Origin of the sequence: Paracoccus sp. SY, assembly GCF_002901215.1 — a bacterium.
Lineage (GTDB): Bacteria > Pseudomonadota > Alphaproteobacteria > Rhodobacterales > Rhodobacteraceae > Paracoccus > Paracoccus acridae.
In genome coordinates this window covers 1-13,913 of record NZ_NWMQ01000005.1, presented here as the reverse complement: position 1 = coordinate 13,913, position 13,913 = coordinate 1, and the positions used below count along the sequence as shown (strand labels likewise).

Annotated in this window: 17 protein-coding genes; 2 read left to right on the top strand and 15 right to left on the bottom strand. The window is 67.5% G+C overall.

Annotated features, from left to right (window positions below; genetic code table 11):
- Positions 1–8 precede the first annotated feature (8 nt).
- The 3 genes from CK944_RS06030 to CK944_RS06020 are packed head-to-tail and all read right to left on the bottom strand — an operon-like array spanning position 9 to position 2,324.
- On the bottom strand, positions 9–425 hold the full coding sequence (locus CK944_RS06030; protein WP_103172153.1) for a GNAT family N-acetyltransferase: 417 nt from the start codon (positions 423–425) through the stop codon (positions 9–11).
- Positions 422–1,558: a succinyl-diaminopimelate desuccinylase gene (dapE, locus tag CK944_RS06025; RefSeq protein ID WP_103172152.1), complete on the bottom strand. Its 1,137-nt coding sequence runs from the start codon at positions 1,556–1,558 to the stop codon at positions 422–424. The genes CK944_RS06030 and dapE overlap by 4 nt, the downstream gene beginning before the upstream one ends.
- 1 nt (position 1,559) lies before the next feature.
- A complete protein-coding gene (locus tag CK944_RS06020; protein ID WP_103172303.1) occupies positions 1,560–2,324 on the bottom strand; it encodes a sulfite exporter TauE/SafE family protein in 765 nt (254 codons plus the stop codon).
- A gap of 169 nt (positions 2,325–2,493) precedes the next feature.
- Here CK944_RS06020 and CK944_RS06015 point away from each other — a divergent pair, with 169 nt between their 5' ends.
- Both CK944_RS06015 and CK944_RS06010 read left to right on the top strand, forming a co-directional pair.
- Positions 2,494–4,092: an acyl-CoA dehydrogenase family protein gene (locus tag CK944_RS06015; RefSeq protein WP_239985983.1), complete on the top strand. Its 1,599-nt coding sequence runs from the start codon at positions 2,494–2,496 to the stop codon at positions 4,090–4,092.
- Positions 4,093–4,170: 78 nt separating this feature from the next.
- Positions 4,171–4,650: an META domain-containing protein gene (locus CK944_RS06010; RefSeq protein ID WP_103172150.1), complete on the top strand. Its 480-nt coding sequence runs from the start codon at positions 4,171–4,173 to the stop codon at positions 4,648–4,650.
- Here the strand turns inward: CK944_RS06010 and recO are convergent.
- The 12 genes from recO to CK944_RS05950 all read right to left on the bottom strand — a co-directional run.
- Entirely contained in the window at positions 4,644–5,381 is a 738-nt protein-coding gene (gene recO, locus CK944_RS06005) for a DNA repair protein RecO (RefSeq protein WP_103172149.1), read from the bottom strand. The two genes, CK944_RS06010 and recO, sit on opposite strands and share 7 nt — an antisense overlap.
- On the bottom strand, positions 5,381–5,818 hold the full coding sequence (locus tag CK944_RS06000) for a VOC family protein (protein ID WP_103172148.1): 438 nt from the start codon (positions 5,816–5,818) through the stop codon (positions 5,381–5,383). The genes recO and CK944_RS06000 overlap by 1 nt, the downstream gene beginning before the upstream one ends.
- A 52-nt stretch (positions 5,819–5,870) precedes the next feature.
- Positions 5,871–6,782 (bottom strand): EamA family transporter RarD, encoded by a 912-nt coding sequence (gene rarD, locus CK944_RS05995; protein ID WP_103172147.1) that lies wholly within the window; start codon positions 6,780–6,782, stop codon positions 5,871–5,873.
- A 42-nt stretch (positions 6,783–6,824) separates the two neighbouring features.
- Complete coding sequence (locus CK944_RS05990; RefSeq protein ID WP_103172146.1) at positions 6,825–7,160, bottom strand: DUF1491 family protein; 336 nt, start codon at positions 7,158–7,160, stop codon at positions 6,825–6,827.
- Positions 7,153–8,073: a GTPase Era gene (gene era, locus CK944_RS05985; RefSeq protein ID WP_103172145.1), complete on the bottom strand. Its 921-nt coding sequence runs from the start codon at positions 8,071–8,073 to the stop codon at positions 7,153–7,155. Before era ends, CK944_RS05990 begins: the two co-directional genes overlap by 8 nt.
- Positions 8,070–8,759 (bottom strand): ribonuclease III, encoded by a 690-nt coding sequence (gene rnc, locus CK944_RS05980; RefSeq protein WP_103172144.1) that lies wholly within the window; start codon positions 8,757–8,759, stop codon positions 8,070–8,072. The genes era and rnc overlap by 4 nt, the downstream gene beginning before the upstream one ends.
- The gene (gene lepB, locus CK944_RS05975; RefSeq protein WP_103172143.1) at positions 8,756–9,550 is read right to left on the bottom strand and encodes a signal peptidase I; all 795 of its coding nucleotides are present in this window, start codon (positions 9,548–9,550) and stop codon (positions 8,756–8,758) included. The genes rnc and lepB overlap by 4 nt, the downstream gene beginning before the upstream one ends.
- Before the next feature lie 73 nt (positions 9,551–9,623).
- Positions 9,624–10,034, bottom strand: coding sequence for a holo-ACP synthase (gene acpS, locus CK944_RS05970; protein WP_103172302.1), 411 nt, complete (start codon positions 10,032–10,034; stop codon positions 9,624–9,626).
- A 28-nt stretch (positions 10,035–10,062) separates the two neighbouring features.
- A complete protein-coding gene (locus CK944_RS05965; protein WP_103172142.1) occupies positions 10,063–10,509 on the bottom strand; it encodes a hypothetical protein in 447 nt (148 codons plus the stop codon).
- Entirely contained in the window at positions 10,506–11,240 is a 735-nt protein-coding gene (locus CK944_RS05960; protein ID WP_103172300.1) for a pyridoxine 5'-phosphate synthase, read from the bottom strand. The genes CK944_RS05965 and CK944_RS05960 overlap by 4 nt, the downstream gene beginning before the upstream one ends.
- A 29-nt stretch (positions 11,241–11,269) precedes the next feature.
- Positions 11,270–12,094: a 4-(cytidine 5'-diphospho)-2-C-methyl-D-erythritol kinase gene (locus CK944_RS05955; RefSeq protein WP_371411649.1), complete on the bottom strand. Its 825-nt coding sequence runs from the start codon at positions 12,092–12,094 to the stop codon at positions 11,270–11,272.
- A 3-nt stretch (positions 12,095–12,097) separates the two neighbouring features.
- Positions 12,098–13,913: tetratricopeptide repeat protein (locus CK944_RS05950; protein ID WP_371411648.1), on the bottom strand; the 1,816-nt coding region annotated here is incomplete at its 5' end.

Here is a 13,913-nt window from a genome sequence, read left to right as displayed (position 1 = left end):
TCGGTCCTTCAAAGGTCGCGGGTCATGTCACGATGCGGGATTCCGGCATCGTCGTAAACGGGACCATAAGCGGTGAAGCCCAGCTTTTCGTAAAAGCCGAGCGCGTGGGTCTGCGCCCCCAGCTTGGCGCGGGTGATGCCCGGCTGCACGCGCAGCACGTCAAGCGCGGCCCGGATCAGCGCCGCGCCCAGGCCCGTGCCTCGTGCCTGGGGCAGAACGCAGACGCGGCCGATCTTGCCCGTCTCGCCGTCCAGCAGGATGCGGGCGCTGCCGATGGGCTGGCCGTCCTGGGTCGCCAGCAGGTGAAGGGCGCCGTCGTCCATCCCGTCGATCTCGCGATCCTCGGGGACGCCCTGTTCCTCGATGAACACGGTGCGGCGCAGGGCAAGGCAGGCGGCAAGGTCGGTCGTCTGTTCGATCTTCATTCGAAATATTTTTCCAGGATCCGCTGGTAGATGGTCTTGAGCTGCCGGACCTGCGCCACGGGCACGCGTTCGTCCACCTGGTGCATATAGGCACCGACAAGGCCGAATTCGACCACCGGGCAGTGGTTCTTGACAAAGCGCGCGTCGGACGTGCCGCCGCTGGTGGACAGGACCGGCTGGCGGTTGGTTTCCTGGGTGACGACGCTGCGGACCAGATCCACGAAGGGGCCGGGTTGGGTCAGGAAAGCCTCTCCGCTGATCTGGCTGTCGATGGTCAGGGCGACGCCGGTGGCCTGGGTCACGCGGGCGGCGCGGGCCTTCAGTTCGGCTTCCAGGCTGGCCCCGGTATGCAGGTCGTTGAAACGGATGTTGACCACGGCGCGCGCCGTTTCCGGGATCACGTTGGAGGCCGGGTTGCCGCAGTCGATGCTGGTGATCTGCAACCCGGTCGGGTCGAAGTGGTCGGTGCCTGCGTCCAGCGGGGCGGCGATCAGGTCGTTCAGGTATGCCGTCAGAGCGTGCAGCGGGTTTTTCGCGCGGTGCGGATAGGCGGCATGGCCCTGCACCCCCTTGGCGGCGACCGTATAGGTGGCCGATCCGCGCCGGCCGATCTTCATCATCTCGCCCATGATCTCGGGGTTCGAGGGCTCGCCCACGATGCAGGCGTCCATGCGTTCGCCATGGGCCTCCATCCAGTCGAGGATGGCGATGGTGCCGTCGCGGGACGGGCCTTCCTCGTCCCCGGTGATGGTCAGGACCACCGCGCCGTCGGGGGGCGTCTCTCGCACGAAGTCGATGGCGGCGGCGACAAAGGCCGCGACGCCGGATTTCATGTCGGTGGCGCCACGCCCCCAGATGACGCCATCCTCGACATGGCCGCTGAAGGGGGGATGGGTCCAGGATTCCCCGTCGCCGGGCGGGACCACGTCGGTATGGCCGTTGAAGCCCAGGGCACGCGCCCCCTTGCGGCCCCAGCGGGCGAACAGGTTGGGCGTGCCGTTCCGATCGACGCGGTGGACCTCGAACCCCGCATCGGCCAGCAGGCCGCCCAGTAGGACCAGGGCTCCCCCTTCGTTTGGCGTGACGGAAGGGCAGCGGATCAGGCGGGCGGTCAGGTCGGCGGCGTCGATCATGTCAAATCCAGTCTGAAAGGGCGCGGCGGACAAGGTTCAGGCCGGTGATGACCAGCAGGATCAGCGTCCAGCGGCGAAATTGCGCGACATCCATGCGGTCCTGCAAGGCAAAGCCCGCCAGCATCCCCGCAAAGGCCGGGATGCAGAGGACGGCGGACAAGGGGATCGTCTGCGCGTTCAGGATCCCCGATGCCAGATGCGCGGCGGTCAGCCCCGCCGCCCCCAGCAGGAAGACCACGCCCTGGACGCGGACCTGTTCCTGTTTGGGCACGCCCAGCGACAGCAGCAGCACGACCAGCGGCGGCCCCCAGATGCCCGAAACGCCGCCGTAAAGCCCGCCGACGATGCCGGTCGCGACCTCGGCCCGGCGGCGGTGATGGATGGGCAGGGTCATCGGCCTGCCCGCAAGCTGCCACAAGGCGAAGGCCAGGATCGGCAAGCCCAGCAACGCATACATCAGCCCCTGCGGGATCTGCCGGGCCAAGCCCGCCGACAGCATGAGGAAAACCAGCACCATGCCGATATGCCAGCGGAAATTGCGGATCGACTGGATGGCAGCGGCCGGTCCCTGGCGCAGGGATTGGTGGACGTTGGTGGTCAGCACCGGCAGGATCAAGGCCGCGAGGGCCACCTGCGGCGGCAGAATGGATGCGAAGGCCGAAGCCATCACCAGCGGCATGGCGAAACCAATGGCCCCCTTCACGAAGCCCGCAAAGGCCGTGACGGCGAAGATCGTCCAGAATTGCCAGGGATCCAGTCCAAACATGCCGGGCAAGCTAGCGGCCCGCGCAGGGAATGGAAATGCCACATCCGACGCGATGCGATCCGACATATTAGTTCAATGCAGAGTGTATAATCGCATTAATCTTGCGCTGCGGATGCGAAGACGCTACCCATGCTGCAATGCCGCAAAAGGGGCCGAATCCATGAAAGACATGCCGCACCAGTTCGACGCCGTCCTGTCCGAGCTTGCCGATCTCCAGTCCCGCGCGACCGAGGGGCTGCGGGCCGCCGTCTCGTCCGCGGGCAAGGTCGATGCCGAGGCCCTGGAACGCCACCAGCGCGCGGCCCATGCGCTGTCCTGGCTTGCCACTTATGTCGAATCGCTGCGCCAGCTTGCCGCCTGGTCCGCCCGCGCCAGCGGAGAAATCGAGGGCCTGATCACCCAAATCGGCTTTGGCGAATACCTGACCCAGATCATGGGCGGCATCCCGATGAGCCAGACGGAATTCGCCCGCCTGTCCGACCTGGGCCTGGACTGGCAGCCGTCCCCGGCGGCCCGCGCCTTGATGGCCGGCAACACGCCCGAGGCCCGCGCCCGCCTTGCCGCCCTGATCGCCGAGAACAAGGGCAGCGCGACATTCGGCGCCTCGGGCCTGGACGAGGATCTGGAAATGATCCGCGACCAGTTCCGCCGCTGGACCGATGACAAGGTGGTCCCCCATGCCCATGGCTGGCACCTGAAGGACGAGCTGATCCCGATGGAGATCATCCAGGAGCTTGCCGAGCTTGGCGTCTTCGGCCTGACCATCCCCGAGGAGTTCGGCGGCCTGGGCCTGTCCAAGGCGGCGATGGTCGTCGTGTCCGAGGAACTGTCGCGCGGCTATATCGGCGTGGGTTCGCTGGGCACGCGGTCCGAAATCGCGGCGGAACTGATCCTGGGCGGTGGCACGGACGCGCAGAAGGCCCACTGGCTGCCGCGCCTGGCATCGGGGGAAATCCTGCCCACGGCGGTCTTCACGGAGCCAAACACCGGCAGCGACCTGGGCAGCCTGCGCACACGGGCGGTTCTGGATGGCGATAGCTGGACCATCACCGGCAACAAGACCTGGATCACCCATGCCGCGCGCACCCATGTGATGACCCTGCTGGCCCGCACCGATCCCGACACCACCGATTACCGGGGCCTGTCGATGTTCCTGGCCGAAAAGACCCCCGGCACGGATGCGGATCCCTTCCCCACCCCCGGCATGACCGGAGGCGAGATCGAGGTGCTGGGCTATCGCGGCATGAAGGAATACGAGCTTGGCTTCGACGGCTTCAAGGTCAGCGCCGAAAACCTTCTGGGCGGCGTGACCGGCCAGGGCTTCAAGCAGTTGATGCAGACCTTCGAATCCGCCCGCATCCAGACGGCGGCGCGGGCCATCGGGGTGGCGCAGAACGCCCTGGAACTGGGCCTGCAATATGCGCTGGACCGCAAGCAGTTCGGCAAGCCGCTGATCGCCTTTCCGCGCGTCGCCGACAAGCTGGCCATGATGGCGGTGGAGATCATGATCGCGCGGCAGCTGACCTATTTCAGCGCCTGGGAAAAGGACCACGGCCACCGCTGCGACCTGGAGGCCGGGATGGCCAAGCTGCTGGGCGCCCGCGTGGCCTGGGCATCGGCCGACAATGCCTTGCAAATCCACGGCGGCAACGGCTTTGCGCTGGAATACCCCATCAGCCGGGTGTTGTGCGATGCACGCATCCTGAATATTTTTGAAGGTGCCGCCGAAATTCAGGCGCAAGTGATCGCCCGGCGTCTGTTAGGCTGATCGCCTTTCGTCTAGGGTGCTGCAACCAAAGCGGTTTTGCCGCATTCCCTTTCGACGATCGCCCACAGGAGACCCGACATGTCCCGCCTTGCCCGATTTGGCACGTTCGGCGCGCTGACCGCCGCAGCCTTTGCCCTTGCCGCCTGCGAACCGGCCACGCCGGCCGTGGATCCCGCAAACGACCGGGGCTTTATTCCGGGCGGCGACTATGCACTGGTGGGCATGGACGGCGCGACCGTGCCGCTGCGCAACATGACCCTGACCATCGGCGAGAAAAGCGTGTCGGGCCGTGGCCCCTGCAACGGCTATGGCGCCATCAACAATGCGGAACTGCCGCTTGTCGCGCTGTCGCCGCTGCAAAAGACCAACGTGCCCTGCGGCAAGAACACCACGATCGAGAACCGCTTCTTCGAGGTTCTGCAATCGGCGACCGAGATGGAATATTATGGCGGCGTCCTGAAGGTGAAATCGCCCCTGACCTGGCTGATCTTCGAACGCGGCGTGACCGGGGCGCAGGCGCAGGTCACCGCTGTGGACCAGGCACGGGCCGGTCAGTAATCCCCTGTCGGCTGGCCGCGCGTCAGCCGTTCCACAAGACGATGGCGGGCCGCAGGAACGGGGCGGCCCACCAGTTCCCCGGCGATCCGTGCCGTCAGGAAGTGCCCGGTTATGGCCAGTCCCTCGGCCAGTCCATGCCCGCGATTGTCGCCTGCCCCGCCCAGGATCCCCGGCAAGGGCAGCAACCTGTCGGCCCATTCGCCTGCCCCTTGGCGGCTGACGGCGCGGCCCGACCTGGGGCTGACATAGGCCAATCCATGCTGCGCGCCCGTCACAGCGCAGGATGTCAGGTCCAGGCCGAAGCCCATCTCGTCCAGCAGGCGCATTTCCCAGTGAAGGTAATCGTCGCCCCAGTCTCGGCTGCTCTCCATCAGGTCCAGCAGGCGTTCGGTGTCGCGTGCAAGGGCAGGATGCGGGTCGCGTTCCGGCAGGGCAAAGACCAGCAGCGAACAGACCGCGTTCAACCCCGCCAGGGCCAGCGGATCGGCCATCAGCCCCGACCGCAGCCGCAGCGGTTCGACGGAAAAGGTGCCCAACTGGTCGTCGCGCCGAGCCCGCCATCGCAGATCCAGCCGCGAGCCGGGTTGCAGCATCGCCGCGCGCTTTTGCGACACGCCGCCGGGCACCAGCCCCGAATGGCGGCCGTGCAGGTCGGTCAGCACGTCCAGGATCACCGCCGTCTCGCCGTGGGTGCGGCGGGCCAGGACGGTGCCTTCGGCCTGCCACTCCATCAAGCGCCGGGCAGGGTCAGCGACCCGTCGGCGGACAGGGGCCAGAAGGGATTGGTCGCGATTTCCCAGACATGGCCGTCTGGATCGGCGAAATAGCCCGAATAGCCGCCCCAGAAGACCTTTTCGGGGCGTTTCAGCACGGTCGCCCCGGCATCCACAGCCGACTGGAAGACCGCATCGGTTTCCGCGTCATCCGCGCAGTTCTGCGCCAGCGTGACAGCCCCTGTGCCCAGGGCCGCGCCGGGCCGTCCCTGGTCGGCGGCCAGATCGGCCAGCCCGAACAGGGCCAGCACCGCGCCGTTCATCTGAAAGAAGGTGACGCCCGGCTGCGAACTGGCATGGGGCGCCCAGCCCCAGGCTTCGTAAAAGCGCCGCGCGCGGTCCATGTCGGCCACGCCCAGGGTGACAAGCGTGATGCGCTGGCGGTTTGCGGACATGGCGCCTCCGGGAACGGGGGGCAGATTGGCACGGGACGGGGCGGCTGCCAAGTCAGGTCATCGCCCGCCGCCGCGCCCCTGCCCCGCGCAGCATCGACAGGGTATAGATCACAAGCGCCGCCCAGATCATCGGAAAGGCGACCATCTGCGCCGCGCCGAAGGGCTCGCCGAAGATCAGGACCGCCGTCAAAAAGATCATCGTCGGCGCAATATATTGCAGGATGCCGATGGTGGACAGCCGCAACTGCTTGGCCGCCGTGGCATAGCAGATCAGCGGCACGGCGGTCACGGGACCGCAACCGATCAGCAGGATCGTGTCCCAGGTGCTGCCTGCGGCGAAATGCGACTGGCCGCTGGCCGTAAGCCAGACCACATAGGCAAGCGCGAAGGGCGTCAGCAGCAGCACCTCCAGCGTGAAGCCCTGGGTCGGGCCCAGCGGCAGGCTTTTCTTGCAATAGGCGTAAAAGCCCCAGGTCAGCATCAGTCCGATCGCCACCATCGGCAGCCGCCCCAACTGCACCGTCAGCACCACCACCGCCAGCGAGGCAAGCGCGACCGCCACCATCTGTGCCCGGCTCATCTTTTCCCGCAGCAGGGTCGCGCCCATCAGGATGCTGAACAGCGGGTTGATGTAGTATCCAAGCGCCGCGTCCAGCGCGTGGTTGTTGCCCACCGCCCAGACATAGATCATCCAGTTCACGGAAATCAGCGCGGCGGTGATCAGCGCCATGCCCAGAAGGCGCGGCTGGCGCAGCGCCGCCATCACCTCGGCCGACCGGCGCTGCCAGACCAGGACCGCCAGCGCGATGGGCAGCGACCACAGCACGCGATGGGCGATCACCTCGGACGGGGGGACATGGGCAAGCTGCTTCATGAACAGCGGCAGGAAGCCCCACATCACATAGGTCGCAATGGCCAGGATCAGGCCCGGCAGGGAATCACCCGATGGGGACGCGTTTTTCATGCCTGATTGCATAGGCTGCAAAGGCCGTCCGCGCCAGATGGATCACGCAAGCCCCGGTTCGTCCAGCAGCGTGCGTCCGTCGCGGCTCTCGATCTCGATGACCCACAGGTCGGGGTCGAAGCCGCGCTGCCGGGCGATGGCCTGGTCCACCTCGCGTTCCGGGCCTTGGGCCAGCACCTGCCACGGGCGGCTGTCGGTGTCGAAGTCCCATTCGCGACCGTAAAGCGCGGCGGTGCCGTCCAGATGCGCGCATTTGACCAGCACCGCGCCCGCCGTCTCGTCGCCCCGCGCGGTCACATAGGCGGGGATATTGGCAAGCCCCAGACGCGCCAGATAGGCCGAAACCCAGATGCCGGTCGCAAGCCGTGCTTCAGGCATCGCCGTCGCGGAAATCGAGGCCCATCTCGTTATAGCGTTCGGCCTCGTCCAGCCAGTTCTCGCGCACCTTCACCTGCAGGAACAGGTGGACGCGGCGGCCCATGAGTTCCTCAAGCTCGGCACGGGCGGCTTGGCCCACGGCCTTGATCGTCTCACCGCCCTTGCCCAAGACGATGCCCTTGTGGCCGGGGCGCGCGACATAGACGACCTGGTCCACCTTGGCGGATCCGTCCTTGCGTTCCTCCCATGCCTCGGTCTCGACCGTCAGCTGATAGGGGATTTCCTCGTGCAGGCGCAGGGTCAGCTTTTCGCGGGTGATTTCCGCCGCGATCATGCGCATGGGCAGGTCGGCGATCTGGTCCTCGGGGTAAAGCCAGGGGCTTTCCGGCAGCGTCGCGGCCAGCCAGTCGCGCAACTGGTCGCAGCCATAGCCCTTCTCGGCGCTGATCATGAAGGTCTGCACAAAGGGGAAGGCCGCGTTCAGTTCAGCCGACAGGGCCAGCAGGGTTTCCGCCTTCACGCGGTCGATCTTGTTGATGACAAGCCCCACGGGAGTCTGGCTGTCCAGTCCCTTCAGCGATTCGATGATCGCCTTGGCGCCTTCGGTCAGTCCGCGATGCGCCTCGACCAGCAACAGGATGATGTCGGCGTCGGCCGCCCCGCCCCAGGCGGCCTTGACCATGGACCGGTCCAGCCGGCGGCGCGGGCGGAAGATGCCCGGCGTGTCCACGAAGACGATCTGCGCCGCGTCATGAATGGCGATGCCCCGGATGCGGGCGCGGGTGGTCTGCACCTTGTGGGTGACGATGCTGACCTTGGCGCCGACCATCTGGTTCAGAAGCGTGGATTTCCCGGCATTGGGTTCGCCGATCAGGGCGACGAAGCCCGCGCGGGTTTGGGTGATGTCGGTCATTCGCGGCCCTCCAGCCGGTCCAGCAGCGCCTGCGCGGCGGCCTGTTCGATGCTGCGTTTCGTGCCGGCACCTCTGGCCTGCGCTTCGCGCCCATCGGCCAGCCGTGCGGTGATCAGGAAGACGGGCGCATGGTCCGGCCCGCTGCGTTCGGTTTGTTCGTAAAGAGGCGGCGGCATCCCGTTGGCCTGCGCCCATTCCTGCAACGCGGTCTTGGCGTCGCGGGGATCGTCCTCGAGCGTGTCCAGCCGGCCGGCCCACAGGCGCAGCACGATGCGCCGCGCGGCATCGAAGCCCGCGTCCAGATAGACGGCGGCCAGAACGGCCTCCATCGCGTCGGCCAGCACGGCTTCCTTGCGGCGGCCGCCCGACATCATCTCGGACCGGCCCAGCTTCAGGACCTCGCCCAACCCGATCTCTCGGGCGATGGCGGCGCAGGTCTCGCCCCGGACAAGCGCGTTGTAGCGGGGGGCAAGCTGGCCTTCGCTGGCGGACTTGTCGGCGTCGAACAGCGCCTCGGCCATGACAAGGCCCAGCACGCGGTCGCCCAGGAATTCCAGCCGCTGGTTGTCGGGCCGGGTCGCGCTGGCAATGGATCCGTGGGTCAGCGCGCGCACCAGAAGTTCGGGCCGTGCGAAGTCGTGCCCCAGCCGGACCATGAAGGCGCGGATGTCGGCGCCGGGTTTCACTCCACCGCCTTGAAGAAGCGGTCAGCCCGCCAAGTCCAGAAATACAGAAGCGACCGCCCCGCGGACGAGAACATGATCCGGTCGGCCCGCCCGATCAGATATTCCGAGGGCACAAAGCCCAAGCCGCCGATTTCCTGCGGGAAACGAGAATCCTCGGAATTGTCGCGGTTGTCGCCCATGAAGAAATACTGGCCTTCGGGCACCGTGAAGGTGGGCGTGTCGTCGGCGAAGGATCCGTCGGTGATATTGAGGATGTCATGGCTGCGCCCGCCGGGCAGGGTTTCGGTGAAGCGCTGCTTGATGCAATCACCGCCTTCGGCCACCGGATCATTGACGCAGCGCGGGATCAGTCCCTGCGGCCCCTGCAGTTCCTTGACCTCGACGAAATCGCCTGCGGGGGCGACAGGCACTTCCTCGCCATTGATCCACAGGCGGCCATCGCGCATCTGGATCGTGTCGCCCGGCAGGCCGATCAGCCGCTTGATGAAATCGACGCCGCGCGTCGGATGGCGAAACACCACCACATCTCCGCGTTCGGGTTCCGACCCCAGGATGCGGCCGCTGATCGGGCAGACCGAGAAGGGGCAGGAATAGCGGGAATAGCCGTAGGCCATCTTGTTGACGAACAGGAAGTCGCCGATCAGCAGCGTGTCCTTCATCGACCCGGAGGGGATCCAGAACGGCTGGAAGAACAGCGTGCGGAAGATGCCCGCGATGACAAGCGCCCAGAACACGGTCTTGACCGTTTCCCAGATGCCTTCCTTTTTCTTGCCCGCCGTGCTGTCGGCCATGGTCTCGTCCTTCGTCAACTTGCGCGGGCGATTGGCCGCTTCGCGCGTTCTAGGCCATTGGCGGGACGCAAAGTCAAGGTTGCGGCGTGCCGGGCCGCGCCTCGATCACCACGAAAGCCTGCGCCCAGGGGTGATCGTCGGTCAAGGTGACGTGAACGACGGCATGATGGCCCGGCGGCGTCATCGCGGCCAGCCGTTCGGCGGCCCATCCGGTCAGTTCCATCACCGGCTGCCCGGATCGCAGGTTGCTGACCGCCATGTCGCGCCAGCTGATCCCCATGGCAAGCCCGGTGCCAAGCGCCTTGGAACAGGCTTCCTTCGCGGCCCAGCGTTTGGCAAGCGTCCCGGCCTCGTCCCGGCGCCGCGCGGCCTTGGCCAGTTCCGTGGGCGTGAAGACGCGATGGCGAAAGCGGTCGCCGAAGCGGTCCAGCGTACCGGCGATGCGGTCGATATTGGCAAGGTCGGTGCCGATGCCCAGGATCATGGCGCCCATCCGATGCTGAAAGGGACCGTCATTCCTGCACCTCGGTCGCGATCTCTCCGGTCTGCTGGTTGATCGTCACGACCAGCCTGTAGGGTTCGCCTTCGGGCGCGGCATCGGAATAGCGGGTCGCGGGAAAGGTCAGCACCAGCCCCCGCTGGCGATCATAGTCCGCCCGGCGCGAGGCAAAATCCAGGCCATAGAAGCCGATCCCGTCCGCGCCGATGACGCGGCATTGCCGCAGCCCCAACTCGTCGCGCGGCGGGCTGATGACGGCCAGCTTCCAGGCGCCACCGGCGGGTTCCACCATGTCCAGCAGCGCCACTCGAACGTCGCCATTGGCATAGGTGGCGGTGTTCTGATCCCAGGGTTCGGCGATGGTATCGACGCGGTCGGCGTCGCCGCAAGGCATCACCTCGACCTGTTGGGCCTGCGCCGCGCCCGAAAGCAGCATCAGGGCTGCGGCCAGCCGGATCATGCGCGCGCCTCGTCCATCCTGCGCCGCATCTCACGGATCGCACCGTCCAACCCGATGAAGACCGATTCCGCGATCAGGAAATGGCCGATATTCAGTTCCCTGACCTGCGGGATGGCGGCGATGGGGCCGACGGTGTCGAAGGTCAGGCCGTGGCCTGCGTGAACCTCCAGCCCCAGGCTGTCGGCAAGCCTCGCGCCTTCGACCAAGCCCGCCAGTTCGCGGTCGCGGTCGGCGCGACGGCCCTCGGTGTCGTAATCGCAATAGGCGCCGGTATGCAGTTCCACCACTGCCGCACCGATCCGGGCCGAGGCCTCGATCTGCGCGGGGTCATGGCCGATGAACAGCGACACGCGGCAGCCGGCATCCCGCAGGGGGGCGATGTAATCGGCCAGCATCGCCTCGTTTCCCGCCACGTCCAGACCGCCTTCGGTGGTGCGTTCCTCTCGCTTTTCCGGGACGATGCAGACCGCATGGGGGCGGTGGCGCAGGGCGATGGCCTGCATTTCCGGGGTCGCGGCCATTTCCAGGTTCAGGGGCAGCGTCAGGTTCGCCATCAGGGCGTCGATGTCGGCGTCGCTGATGTGGCGACGATCTTCGCGCAGATGGGCGGTGATGCCGTCGGCGCCCGCCTCCTCGGCCAGGCGGGCGGCGCGCAGGGGGTCGGGCCAGGGCGTGCCGCGGGCATTGCGGATGGTTGCGACGTGATCGATGTTGACGCCAAGACGCAGCATGGTTCCCCCAAAGGCAGTTTCGCGCAAGTCTATCCGGGCGTCAGCGGGGGCGCCAGTTCCGTCGCGGCCGCCCACCAGCCATGCTGTTTCAAGGCGCTGGAGGCAATCCGGGCACGTTCCGCGCTGTCATAGAGGCCAAAGCAGGTGGCCCCCGACCCGGACATGCGGGCGAAAGCGGCGCCGGTGGCGCGCAGGGCGTCCAGCACCTGCCCGATCACCGGGGCAATGGTCAGGGCGGCAGGTTCCAGGTCGTTGCGCGTCTGCGCCAGCCAGCCCCCCAGATCGGCAAGCCCGGCAAAGCGCGGGATGGGGGGCAGGCCCGGATTGTCCCGCGGTTCCATCGCGGCAAAGACCTGGGGCGTCGAAACGGCGACGCCCGGATTGACAAGCACCAGCGGCACCTGCGGCAAGGGATCCAGCGGGGTGACGATTTCCCCCACGCCCTGCATCCGCGCGGGGCGTGACGCCAGGCAGACCGGCACATCCGCGCCCAGCCGTTCCGTTTCGGCGGGCAGCGCATGGCCCATGCGGGCCAACCCGCGCAGGACCGCCGCCGCATCCGCCGACCCGCCGCCGATGCCCGACGCCACCGGCAGGTTCTTGGTCAGCCGGATCGCGGCCGCTGCCCCCGCCAGACGCGCCGCGCGCAGGCACAGGTTGTCGTCGCTGACAGGCAAGCCCGCCGCGAACGGCCCCTCGATCCGCAAGGACAAGGGTCCGGGTTCCAGCACCACCACGTCGCCCAGCCCGGCGAAAGCCACCAGCGAATCCAGCAGGTGATAGCCGTCGGCACGGCGACCCGTGACGTGCAGGGCAAGGTTCAGCTTGGCCGGCGCAGCCTGAACGATAGGCATGCCCTAGTTGTTCGCGGCGGCCTGCGGGGCGGGTGCCGGGGCATCGACGGGGGCTGCCGCTTCCTCGGCCAGAACGGCGTCAAGGCCACGCTCCAGCTTGGCGCGGATGCGGTCGGGATCGACATCGTCCGTCTCGGTCGGGTCCAGGGACAGCGCACGCTGCCACTGGATCTCGGCCTCGCGCTGGCGGCCCACCTTCCAATAGATGTCGCCCAGATGGTCGTTGACCAGAGGGTCCTGGGACATGGTCAGGATCGCGCGTTCCATCGGCGCGACCGCCTCGTCATAGCGGCCCAGGCGGTAATAGGCCCAAGCCAGCGAATCGAGGATATAGCCGTCATCGGGCGAAAGCTGCACCGCTTTCTGGATCATCTCCAGCGCCTGGTCCAGGTTCTCGTTCCGGTCGATCCAGCTGTAGCCCAGGTAATTCAGCAGGCTCGCCTGGTCCGGGCGGATTTCGATGGCGGCCAGGAAATCGGCCTCGGCCCGGTCGAACTGGTCGGACCGTTCCAGGGCGATGCCGCGCGCGTAAAGGGGGAACCATCGGGCATCCGCCGGGGCGTCGTCCAGCAGCACCAGGGCCTTGTCATAGGCGGGCACGGCCTGGGCGAACTTCTCCTGCTGGCGCAGGAGGTCGCCAAGCGCGATCCAGGCCTGGGGCAGGTCGGGATAGGCGGCGGTCAGGGACAGGGCGGCCTTGCCCGCCTCGTCCGTGCGACCGGCGCGGGACAGGGTGTCGATGCGCGACAGTTCGGCGGCAGGGCGCATCTGGCCCATCCGGCGCAGCGCGTCATATTCGGGTTCGGCCAGGTCGAACTGCTGACGTTCCTGCAGGATCTGGGCCACCATCAGCCGCGCCTCGGCGGTGTCGGGCGACAGCCAGGCGGCCAGCCGGGCATGGATCAGCGACAGCGGTTCGGGATCGGGACTGGACAGCAGGGCGGATGCGAAGGTCAGGAAGACCTGCGCGATCCCGTCTGCCGGGGTCTTGACCACGTCGAAGGCCACCGGCTGGCCCGCCTTGATGCGGTCGCGCAGGGCCAGAAGCTGCGGCTCGGCCTCGACGCCGGGGACGGCTTCGATCATGGCGACGGCCTCGTCCCGACGCTCAAGCTGGGCCAGGATCTGCGCGCGGGCGGTGAAGCCCAGGATATGCGCCCCGGTCATGTCGTCGGCCAGCAGCGCCTCGGCCCCTTCGTAATCGCCGACCAGGGCACGCGCCAGGGCGAGGTGATAGTTCACCATCGGCGCCACGCCGCCGATCTTCGAAAGGCGCTCGAATTCCGCCAGGGCCTCGGAGGCCTTGCCTGCGCCCAGAAGCCCCCAGCCGCGCAGCATCCCGGCCAGCAGGTCGGCCTGGGCTTCCGCATCGGACGGGGTGCCCACATCGGCCAAAAGCCCGGCCCAATCGCCGGAATGGACCAGGTTGGCGCGCTGGATCAGGTGCGACAACTCGGTCGGCTCGCCCTCGGACCCGATGCGGGTCGCAAGGGCCACGGCGCGGTCGATCTCTCCGGCCGACACCAATGCGACCAGGGCGCTGTCCTGCAGGAAGCGGTCGTCGGGATCATGGGCCACCGCCTGCACGAAGAAGCGGGCAGCGGCCTGGAAGTCGTTTTCCACCGTCGCCATGCGCGCGGCCAGGAACGGTCCCGCCAGGCCGAATGTCAGGGGCGCAGGCTGGGATGGCGCGGCAGCAGTGTCAGCGGCAGCAGTATCGGTGGTTTCCGCGTCTGGGCGCGGCTCGGGCCGGTCCTGGGCCCCGGCAGGCAGCGACAGGGCCGCCAGAAAGGCAGCGATCCAGGCCAGGTTCGGGCGG